General features: G+C 51.8%; 13 protein-coding genes and 1 tRNA gene. All 14 read right to left on the bottom strand.

The features are described from left to right. Window positions 1-3: 3 nt before the first annotated feature. Window positions 4-372: a helix-turn-helix domain-containing protein gene (locus HYS22_00940; protein ID MBI1908723.1), complete on the bottom strand. Its 369-nt coding sequence runs from the start codon at window positions 370-372 to the stop codon at window positions 4-6. Then, entirely contained in the window at window positions 373-1,287 is a 915-nt protein-coding gene (locus HYS22_00935; protein ID MBI1908722.1) for a sugar kinase, read from the bottom strand. Continuing rightward, window positions 1,284-2,150 carry an S-methyl-5'-thioadenosine phosphorylase gene (gene mtnP, locus HYS22_00930; protein MBI1908721.1) on the bottom strand — a complete coding sequence of 289 codons (867 nt, stop codon included), beginning with the start codon at window positions 2,148-2,150 and terminating at the stop codon, window positions 1,284-1,286. The genes HYS22_00935 and mtnP overlap by 4 nt, the downstream gene beginning before the upstream one ends. 47 nt (window positions 2,151-2,197) lie before the next feature. Further along, entirely contained in the window at window positions 2,198-3,223 is a 1,026-nt protein-coding gene (rlmN, locus tag HYS22_00925; protein MBI1908720.1) for a 23S rRNA (adenine(2503)-C(2))-methyltransferase RlmN, read from the bottom strand. Window positions 3,224-3,248: 25 nt separating this feature from the next. Next, a tRNA-Ala gene (locus tag HYS22_00920) sits at window positions 3,249-3,321 on the bottom strand. 30 nt (window positions 3,322-3,351) lie between these two features. Next, window positions 3,352-3,753, bottom strand: a complete 402-nt coding sequence (locus HYS22_00915; GenBank protein MBI1908719.1) for a biopolymer transporter ExbD — start codon at window positions 3,751-3,753, stop codon at window positions 3,352-3,354. Continuing rightward, entirely contained in the window at window positions 3,754-4,386 is a 633-nt protein-coding gene (locus HYS22_00910) for a MotA/TolQ/ExbB proton channel family protein (protein ID MBI1908718.1), read from the bottom strand. It abuts the gene before it with no gap. After that, a complete protein-coding gene (locus HYS22_00905) occupies window positions 4,367-4,858 on the bottom strand; it encodes a hypothetical protein (GenBank protein ID MBI1908717.1) in 492 nt (163 codons plus the stop codon). The genes HYS22_00910 and HYS22_00905 overlap by 20 nt, the downstream gene beginning before the upstream one ends. Continuing rightward, window positions 4,855-5,400, bottom strand: a complete 546-nt coding sequence (locus HYS22_00900; GenBank protein MBI1908716.1) for an FMN-binding protein — start codon at window positions 5,398-5,400, stop codon at window positions 4,855-4,857. The genes HYS22_00905 and HYS22_00900 overlap by 4 nt, the downstream gene beginning before the upstream one ends. 1 nt (window position 5,401) lies before the next feature. After that, window positions 5,402-5,803 carry a heme-binding domain-containing protein gene (locus HYS22_00895; protein MBI1908715.1) on the bottom strand — a complete coding sequence of 134 codons (402 nt, stop codon included), beginning with the start codon at window positions 5,801-5,803 and terminating at the stop codon, window positions 5,402-5,404. Further along, window positions 5,800-6,048: a hypothetical protein gene (locus tag HYS22_00890; GenBank protein MBI1908714.1), complete on the bottom strand. Its 249-nt coding sequence runs from the start codon at window positions 6,046-6,048 to the stop codon at window positions 5,800-5,802. Before HYS22_00890 ends, HYS22_00895 begins: the two co-directional genes overlap by 4 nt. Before the next feature lie 11 nt (window positions 6,049-6,059). Next, window positions 6,060-7,007: a cytochrome c gene (locus HYS22_00885; protein MBI1908713.1), complete on the bottom strand. Its 948-nt coding sequence runs from the start codon at window positions 7,005-7,007 to the stop codon at window positions 6,060-6,062. A gap of 41 nt (window positions 7,008-7,048) precedes the next feature. Beyond that, on the bottom strand, window positions 7,049-8,269 hold the full coding sequence (locus tag HYS22_00880) for a hypothetical protein (protein ID MBI1908712.1): 1,221 nt from the start codon (window positions 8,267-8,269) through the stop codon (window positions 7,049-7,051). Window positions 8,270-8,319: 50 nt separating this feature from the next. Next, window positions 8,320-9,201: a hypothetical protein gene (locus HYS22_00875; protein ID MBI1908711.1), complete on the bottom strand. Its 882-nt coding sequence runs from the start codon at window positions 9,199-9,201 to the stop codon at window positions 8,320-8,322.

Here is a 9,201-nt window from a genome sequence, read left to right as displayed (position 1 = left end):
GGATTATCTGGAAGCGACATAAATCGCAACGAGAAGTAGCAGAAAAAGGATAACGGTGATAGCCAGGGCCTTCCTCCTGGGTTTGAGGCCGGCAAACTTCTTGTAGCTCGGGGGTCTGTCCGAAGGCTGCTCCTCGCCATGTTGCAACTGGTCTTCGTATCGCAGAAGGACCTCATCCACATTGAGCCCCACAAAACAGGCATAGGACCTCAAAAACCCCTTGATAAAAACAGACCCCGGCAATTCGGCAAAACGGTCGGCCTCCAGCGCTTCCAGATAACCAACCTTGATCCGCGTTGCCGTCGCTACCTCTTGCGGTGTGATCTTGCGAAACTCTCTTTCCCTTTTTAAATACTGACCCAGTGTTTCCATTTATAAAACCACTTCTTCAAAATGGGCGAGTTCCCTAAAATCACCGGCCCGTTTTCGGATTTCAGCAAGCGAAACGGTTCGCAAGCGATCCGGTCCAAAATCCTCCACATTAAAAGAGGCCATCACACTCCCCACAATCACCGCCTTCTGCAGATTTTCAAAAGAGAGGTCTCCGGTTCGTGCGAGATACCCCATCGCCCCACCGGCAAAACTGTCCCCCGCCCCGGTCGGATCAAAAACCGATTCCAAAGGAAGTCCCGGTGCCGAAAAAACACGACTCCCCTGAAAAAGAAGCGCCCCATATTCCCCCTGTTTGACAAAAAGGGCCTTCGGCCCCCAGGAAAGGATCTTTCGGGCCGCCTTGGCCAAAATCGGCTCTTCTGTCAATTGGCGCGTCTCCCCCTCGTTCAGGAAGACCGCATCCACCTTTCGGATCACCTGGATCAACTCTTCCTTGCAGTTTTTGATCCAGAGGTTCATCGAATCGAGGGCCAGAAATTTTGGTTGACGGATCTGCGTTAAAAACTCGTTTTGAACTCCTGGAGCCACATTGGCCAGAAAGACAAACGGCGTTGCCTGAAGAGTGGCGGGAACCCTGGGATGAAAAGCCTCTAAAACACCCAGTTCCGTCCCCCGCGTGATCGCGGTGTTCAGGTCAAACCCGTACTCCCCCTTCCAGTGAAAGGTCTTGCCATTTTTCTTTTCAACGGCATCGAGATTGATCCCGCGTGAACGGAGGTAGGTTTGGTGCTCTTCCGGAAAATCTTCGCCGATCACGCCAGAGATGGCGACGTCGGTGAAAAAACTGGCGGCAATGGCAAAATGGGTGGCCGAGCCTCCCAGGACATTGGCCCTCTCCCCGAAAGGGGTCTTGAGATCGTCTAAGGCCACTGTGCCAACAACCAGGAGACTCATTTTTCCAAGTACCTGCCGGCAATCACAGAGAGACGTTCCTTGACTCCCTGCGGGATCTTCTGGCGATCAGTCAGTATGGCGTTCTTGAGTGCCTCCCGACAACCACATTCCCTTCCCGGGGCAATTTTTCGAACAACCTTCCGAATGATTGACTGGGCCATCGTCACATTCTGGTTCAAGACGGCAATAATCGCTTCAATGGTTACCGAGTCGTGCCCCTCATGCCAGCAATCATAATCGGTGGAGAGGGCCAGTGTCGCGTAACAGACCTCCGCCTCACGGGCCAGTTTGGCCTCCTGTAGGTTGGTCATACCGATCACGTCCGCCCCCCAAGCACGGTAGAGACGGGATTCCGCCTTGGTAGAAAACTGGGGCCCCTCCATGCAAATATAGGTCCCCTTTTCATGCACGGTCGCTCCTGACTCCCGTGCCGAAGGAATCAGGGATTGTCTCAAGGAAGGGCAAAGGGGATCGGCAAAAGAGAGATGGGCGACAATCCCTTTTTCAAAAAAGGTGGAGATCCGGCCGCGGGTCCGGTCGATGAACTGGTCGACAACGACAATCTCTCCCGGGTGGATCTCTTCTTTAAGACTCCCCACCGCGGAGACCGCCACAATGGCGGAAACCCCCAGTTTTTTCATCCCCCAGATGTTCGCACGAAAGTTGAGTTCCGAGGGACTGATCCGGTGTCCCCGGCCATGCCGCGGCAGGAAGATCACCCTTCTCCCCTCTAACTCCCCAACAAGATAGGCATCGGAGGGCTTGCCGAACGGCGTCTCCAGGTTTACCTCTTCCAGGACTTTCAGATCCTTCATCCCGTACAGGCCACTGCCTCCGATGACACCGATAATTTCGTCTTTCATGATGGGGGGACTGATTAGCATTGCACGGATCTCAGTGCAATCGGTTTTTAAGCGGTAGCTAACTGCCCACAGGCCCCCATGATATCCAGCCCTTTCGAATACCGGATATTCACCTGAAAATTGTGATCGGCCAAGGTGTGATGAAAGTCGCGGATCTTTTCATCGGAAGGTCTCTTGAAGGGGGAACCGGGATATTCATTGTAAGGGATGACATTGATCTTGGTATTCAGGGGAGAGAGAAACCGGACGAGTCTTTTGGCATCCTCCCTGGAATCGTTGAGGCCGGCAAACAGGACGTACTCAATCGTGATCGTGAGGCCGGTCAGGTCATTGTAGGTTCGGCAGGCCTTTTGCAATCGTTCCATCGGGAAAGCCTTGTTGATCGGCATGATCTCAGTTCGCGAAGGATCAGTCGTGGCATTGAGCGAAAGGGCAAGCTTCACATCGGCATCCTTGCCAAATTTTTCAATCTCCGGCGCCAACCCGGAGGTGGAAACGGTAATTTTCCGTTTGCCAAAATTAAAACAGCGTGGGTCCCTGAGGAGCTTCAGGGCGCTGATCACCGTTTCATAATTATGGAACGGCTCCCCCATCCCCATGAAGACGATGTTCGAGATCCGCTTCTTGTGAGGAAGGGTCTGTTGGACCTCAAGGACCTGGCCCAAAATTTCACCCTGTGTGAGGTTGCGCATTAAACCCATCTCCGCCGTTTTACAAAAGCAACAACCGATCGCACAACCGACCTGACTGGAGATGCAAAGAGTAAGCCGGTCGTTCTTCTGCGGCATCAGGACGCTTTCGATCTTCTGCCCGTCGGCAAGTTTAAAAAGAAATTTCTGGGAGCCATCCACTGAATGGAGTGTTCTTTCAACCTCCATCCGGTCGATGACAAACGTCTCGGCCAATCGCCTCCGGAGCTCCTTGGAGAGGTTAGTCATCTCATCAAACGAGGTCACCCGTTCCCGGTAGAGCCAAATCAAAATTTGATCGCGCACATACGACTTGACCCCCCAGGAGAGAATTTTTTCTTCAAGCGCGGGGAGTGAGAGGTTTTTGATGTTGGGGAGTGACATGCAGAGATTTCAGGAAAAAAATTTGTGGAGACGAGGGGGATCGAACCCCTGACCTCCTGCATGCCATGCAGGCGCTCTCCCAGCTGAGCTACGTCCCCATCCCCTTAAACGAGCTTGGTGTATCAGGTTTATTTCTTGGTTTCAATTGAGATTTTTGCAAGCCCCGATTTGGAGGCGGTGTCCATCAGCTTGACCAACTGCCCGGTTGAAGTCTTTTCATCCGCTTGGATCAGGACGAACGGTTGCTTTTTCCGTTTTCCAGCTTCGGCCAAGGAGGCCTGCAAGCCTTCAAACGAGACCGGTTTTCCGTTCAAGAACAATTCTTCGGAAGGGGTCACGGCAATCACGATGTTGTCTGTCTTTTCAACACTCATCCCGCTCTGGGCCTTGGGAAGATTTACCTTGAGGGCGCTCACATTGCTGTACTGGGCAGTCACGAGGACAAAGATCAGAAGGTTGAACATGATATCCATGAGGGAGATCGTGTTGGATTCCAACACCTCCCTCTTCTTTTTCTGCCCAAAGGCCATTTATTTTTTCTCCTGAACCAGATCGACGATCCGGAGAGAAATCTCCTCCATTGCCAGTACCAACCGGTCCACTTTGGAGCTGATCATTTTGTAGAAAATCGTGATCGGGATCGCCACCGTCAAACCAAAGACCGTGGTGTAAAGCGCCTTATAGACACCATCCGCCACGACGCCAATATTGGCAACCTCACCGGCAGAGGCGATGGAGGAAAAAAGGTCGACCATCCCCAGGACCGTCCCCAGGAACCCAAGCATCGGGGACAAAACGATAATCGTATGCAGGATTGTCAGCCCCTTTTCCAGGGAGGCGGTCTCCACCCGCCCTACCTCATTGATGATCTCCTTGATCTGTTCCCGGCTCTTGCCGGTACAGTCAACTCCGGCACGGATAACCGCCGCCAGGGGAGAACCATCCTTTTTGCACAGGGTTACCGCTTCCGGTATCTTCCCGCGTCCGATCAGATCCTCCACCTCTACCGGCAACCCCTTGGGGACCACCACTGGCCACCGGAGGGTCCAAAGCCTTTCTAAGGAAACGGCCAGTCCTAAAACAGAACAGGCCAAAATGGCCCCCATCGTCCAGCCACCGACCTGGAAATAATAAAAAACCCTTTCAAAGAGTGCTGTCATCATCGCTCCTCCAGAGATCATAAAAAATGACGCCGGACATCAAAAGAAACAAACCGATCATCAGACTTGCCGATAACGGGAAAAGGACAACTGTCTTGACGGACAGATAACGAACCAGCCAGGGGGAGGCGTTGGACAAGAGGCTTGAGCCAAATAAAAGAACGATGAAAAAGATCTTGAGTCTTTCGGAAAGAGCGGTTCCGACAAAGAGGAAACCGACCAGAAAAAACATGACCGGCTGGCTCATCGTGTGGACATGGGCCACCGAAAGGAGGGTTTGATAAGTCGGAGGGAGGTGAAGCTCGCCGTCGAGCGACCCTCCTTCCACTCCCCGATAATGCACCACCGTCTTGGCAACGCTAAAACCGGTCCGGTCATGGATCTGAAAAACAGAGATACCAAAACCGACCAAAAGGGAAAAAAGGAAGCCACTGATCAAAACTTTGACAGCCAGAGGCTGGCGATTAAGTTTCATACCCCCCCTCCATACAACGCCTGCCAGAGGATCACGGCCCTTTTCACACCGGTAGCCAGGGCACGGGCGGAAAGAGTAGCGCCACTGATGTTATCAATATCTTGGCCAACCCGGATCGGGTCTCTGACCGTCTTTTTATCAAACTGTTTCAAGAACCGCCTCGATTGCACTTCCCCTCCGTGACTCTCCCGATAAACCAAAATTTCAACTGCTCTAACTTTTCCTTGAGGATCCAGAATCGTCATAAAGGTGATAGGCTCGGTCTTTCCGATCTGATTGTCAATCAGGGCATACCCATCGGTCCCCCCTTTCGTGGAACCAATATAAAAAGTGTAGTTCTCTTTGGGGAGAGAAACCCCCAAGGCCTTTTCCACTTTTACTTTAAGATCACCGGTAATTTCCTTTTTTTCACTGGTCACTTTCTCAGAATCCTTAAAGAATAACTTTAAGGCATCCTTGGGGGTCAAATAAACCGTTTCAGCCCGGAGTCCCAGCGGACAGACGAAGAAGAACCACAAGAAGAAAAGCGGTCTTTTTCTCACTTTAGAATTGGCTTTTTTCAAGCCACTCCAGAATGATTCTTCTTTCCTCGTCGGTGAGCCCAGAATTCCAGTGGAGGAGTCGGTAACGCCAAAGCGGCATTTCATTCTCCTCAACAACCTCTTTCAGATCCTTGAGCTGTTCCTTGAGGGGGTGATGCCCACCGAACGGAAAATCATGGGAAAGGTCTATATGTTCCCGTGCCTCTTCAATATCATGATCCATCAATTGCCGAACCCCCGGCAAACGGTAATACCACGGATACCGCGTTTGATCGGAATGACAGTCGAAACATTTGGTCTCAAAAATCGGTCTGACGTTTTGCCTATAGAGCTGGTTGGCTAAGGAGAGTTTGAACGGCATCATGAAAAAAAGAAGCCCTCCCAAAAGTGCAAGAATCTTCATCCCTGACAAGGACTATCAGAATTTTTTGGAATGTCAAAATCAGAGTGCGGGAGAGGGTTGAACAACCCTTCGATGTTTCTGCAAAGAATCTCATCCAGCGCCTTTTTAAAATCACACAAAAAGGCCAGAAACGAGCCTCGGAAACCGGATTTTGAAACAACCAGATAGGCCGCTTCAGCAAGTTGAATAAGAAACTCGTCTTCAGTGGTTATCCTGCCGGCGGAATGAGTGGGGCTTGGGTTCATCAAATCCTCCTTTAGGGTTTTGGATTCGGGTCATCCGGGGACAAACCGCGCTGAAAGACCTCGTGGGCGCCTCGCATATGGCGCGCAATCTGGACAATCATATTGTAACCTCCAATCCAGTTGTTGGCTTCAATCCTCTCGGCGACCAAAAGAGCGAGGTGCTCCAGATTGTTGGAAAAGGCCTGATAGACTTTATAATCATCCGCATGATGGGAGGGGCGGTAAAAAGCAAGCCTTGACGCCAGTTCGGCCATTTGTCCGGCGGCCCTGACGACGGCCTGTTGCTGAACCTTCAGATCGGACCCGCGGATATCGCAACGGTTATTCACCGGATAGTTAAAATTCAAGGGTTGGCCACAGGCCACCTTGGGAAAGTTTGTGACAAGGTCCGTATAGGCTTTGGCCAGTTCACGGCAGGTGGCCCGGATCCGCTCTCTTTCTAGAGGAGTTGCCCTCTCCTTCCCTTCCGGCACTTCATTCGATTCTCCCTCTTTCTCCTCTTCCTCCACGAGAACAGGCAGCTTCGGGTCCTTTAGGGTCAGAAGAAAACGGACGATAGCCTGACGATCTTCCTCGGTAATCTCACCTTCCTCATAAACGAGTGTCCGTTGGGCGAAAGCGGTCATCTCTTTAACGATATCCCGAGCAGTTTCTCCACTCTCCCAGCGGAAACCCAAAGGGATGCTCAATGAATGACAGGCGGAACAGGTTGCCGCAAAGCGACGCGCATCAGTGGTTGCGGGCGGGTTTTCCTTAAGATGAATGGCCCTCTGCAGGGCCTGAAAATAATCCTTTTCCTCTTTTCCGGCAAAGTAGTCTTGAAGCCTGTTCTGATCGGCCATCGGAAGTTTTTCAAACTCCCTCGCAAAACGGGTGTTGATCTCCACAAGGTCGAACCTCCCATCGGCAGGATGAGAATCAAACCTTTGTAAAAACACTCCTAAAGCAATACTGGCCACGGAACTCCTCCTTTTATTTTGAAACTGAGAGTCAAAATGCTCTAGTAATAGAAACCGAGACCCATGTTGAACTGATCCGTGCCGGTATTGGCGGCATTCTTGTTAAAGGTGTAATCTGCTTTGATCGCCACCTGGGGGATCGGCAGATAAGAGAGGCCTGCTGTAATCACCTGCCGCTTATTGGCATAATTCTTGGCATACCCTGCCGGCATGCTGAACTGGGTATCCAATTTTTCGTAACGGCCAAAAAGGACAAGGTCATGCCTGGTCTCCGGCATCAGGTGATGGAACAGATGGTACGCCCCCTCAAAATAAAAGCCTAGCATCTGACTGGCTACAAAATTGGTGAAGGTAGGGCTGGCGGCCACAACTGCCGCATTGATGTTCCCAGCATCCTTGAGATGAGAAAAGGCAAAGATCCCCTCAAGATCAATCCCTTCAATACTGTATTTAGCATCCGCCTCCATCATCGAAAGGAGACCGCCGCCGACTGCCCCATTCCCCTGACCGGTGTTGCCAACAACGGCCGAGGTCCCAACCCTCAGACCGGGGAGGCCTTTGTGCTCGAGCCTGACCGCTCCGCCAAAGTCCCGTCCCGGTGCCCCCCCGACATGACCACGGCCGCTTCGGATCCCGGTGGAACCGTTGAAACTGGTCACCGTCGTCCCACTAACCTGAAGGGCTGTTGGCATCGAGATCGCATAGGCCTGATACGAGAGTCCGAAGGGAAGTTTCCCAAAGAAGCCACCCCCTCCCTCCTGCCATGTCGTCGGGATAATGACCCGGTAGAGTTCCGGTCGTTCCACACTGTAGAAGAGCGGCGGTTCATGATGCTCATTAATCACCCCCATCGGCACAAGGAGCGCCCCCCCTCTCAACCCGAACTGTTCCTTCGGTTGCCATTCAATATAAGCGTATTCTAGCTCTGGTTCTTTAAAGGCATGCTCAAAATCAAGCTCCATTCTCAAACGAATTGTCTTTGTAAATTCATAACCAACGCCGACCACCATCCGGTGAAAGTCAATCTGGTCGTTGCTACTGCCGATCGGATTGTTGTAATGAAGCTCCCCGTAACCAAAGAGGCTCAAAGGTCCGAACTTCCCGTGCCGTTCAAGCCCCTCCTCATCCCTCACCACCGATTCCAGTTCCGCCTCGGGAACCTGAATCTCCGGCCCCTCTCCCTTCTTCTCCCCGGCTGACACCGAACCCGTCATCAAGACCAACAGGCCGATCAGGACCGGCAACCCTAGATTCCTCTTCATGATTCTCCCTCCTTTTTTATTTAAGAAACCGTGTTATTTTTTCTCTCTTTTCAAAATTCATACCCGAAATTGAGACGCACCAGATTGTCACTGGCCTTCGATAACCCAATCGCCAGCTGGGTATGGGCCATCCAATGTTTGTTGAAATGGACCATGATAATCGGCCCGAGGTAGTGCTCCTGTCGACCCGGTTTGAAACCAAACGATTTCGTATCCCCGAGGGCACCATACATCTCCAGCCCGACCCCAACCCCTTTCCCGTGATCTGCTTCTTTCTCTTGCCCCCCCTCTGAGGACTCGAGAGATTCCTCAGAATGCCCACCATGAAGCATCCAGATGGTCCCAAGGGCGTACCCGAAGGCCGTAGCCCCCCCGGAACCGAGATCGGTCTCGTTGATCCAGTTAAAGGCAACATTGACGGGGCCAAAATCTTCGGAAAGGACCAGCCGGCTCTCAATGATCCTTTCCCGATCGGGTTCCCCTCCCGTGTCCGTATAAGGAGGGTTGATCCATCCGGAAACCTCCATCTTGTATCGAGTCTTGGGATCGAGATCCTCGTATTCTGCATAGATCATCGGATTTAAAGGAACCTCCCTCCGGAAGAGGCGAAAGCGGTTCTCCCACCGAAAACCGGTAAAGGCGGCATCGCTGGTCTCGAGGTCTTCAAACCACTCAATCATGAATTCCGTCGCCAGTTGATGGGTGATCCCGTACTCCAGTTCGATCATATGGGAGAGGTAGTTTCCAAATCCCTCCTCCCGTCGAAAATGGGAAGGGGCCGTGATATCATTCATCAGCATCAATTCCAACTCCCCTTTTTCAACCTCCGAGTTGTAGGTCACAAAGTAACCATTGTTTCCGGCCTCCACCGTTCGTGTCCGTATAAGGGAGGCAAGAGATAATACGATAATGAAAATAGTTTTCATTTTCAT

This window comes from Deltaproteobacteria bacterium (genome assembly GCA_016177765.1).
GTDB lineage: Bacteria > UBA10199 > UBA10199 > JACPAL01 > JACOUP01 > JACOUP01.
The sequence above is the reverse complement of the archived record's forward strand: the minus strand, read 5'-3'. Positions and strand labels throughout refer to the sequence as shown.

What these genes read in the sequence shown, in the direction of transcription:
- HYS22_00940 (MBI1908723.1), bottom strand. Translation starts at nt 372, where the DNA reads ATGGAAACACTGGGTCAGTATTTAAAAAGGGAAAGAGAGTTTCGCAAG.
- HYS22_00935 (MBI1908722.1), bottom strand. Translation starts at nt 1,287, where the DNA reads ATGAGTCTCCTGGTTGTTGGCACAGTGGCCTTAGACGATCTCAAGACC.
- mtnP (MBI1908721.1), bottom strand. Translation starts at nt 2,150, where the DNA reads ATGAAAGACGAAATTATCGGTGTCATCGGAGGCAGTGGCCTGTACGGG.
- rlmN (MBI1908720.1), bottom strand. Translation starts at nt 3,223, where the DNA reads ATGTCACTCCCCAACATCAAAAACCTCTCACTCCCCGCGCTTGAAGAA.
- HYS22_00915 (MBI1908719.1), bottom strand. Translation starts at nt 3,753, where the DNA reads ATGGCCTTTGGGCAGAAAAAGAAGAGGGAGGTGTTGGAATCCAACACG.
- HYS22_00910 (MBI1908718.1), bottom strand. Translation starts at nt 4,386, where the DNA reads ATGATGACAGCACTCTTTGAAAGGGTTTTTTATTATTTCCAGGTCGGT.
- HYS22_00905 (MBI1908717.1), bottom strand. Translation starts at nt 4,858, where the DNA reads ATGAAACTTAATCGCCAGCCTCTGGCTGTCAAAGTTTTGATCAGTGGC.
- HYS22_00895 (MBI1908715.1), bottom strand. Translation starts at nt 5,803, where the DNA reads ATGAAGATTCTTGCACTTTTGGGAGGGCTTCTTTTTTTCATGATGCCG.
- HYS22_00890 (MBI1908714.1), bottom strand. Translation starts at nt 6,048, where the DNA reads ATGAACCCAAGCCCCACTCATTCCGCCGGCAGGATAACCACTGAAGAC.
- HYS22_00880 (MBI1908712.1), bottom strand. Translation starts at nt 8,269, where the DNA reads ATGAAGAGGAATCTAGGGTTGCCGGTCCTGATCGGCCTGTTGGTCTTG.
- HYS22_00875 (MBI1908711.1), bottom strand. Translation starts at nt 9,201, where the DNA reads ATGAAAATGAAAACTATTTTCATTATCGTATTATCTCTTGCCTCCCTT.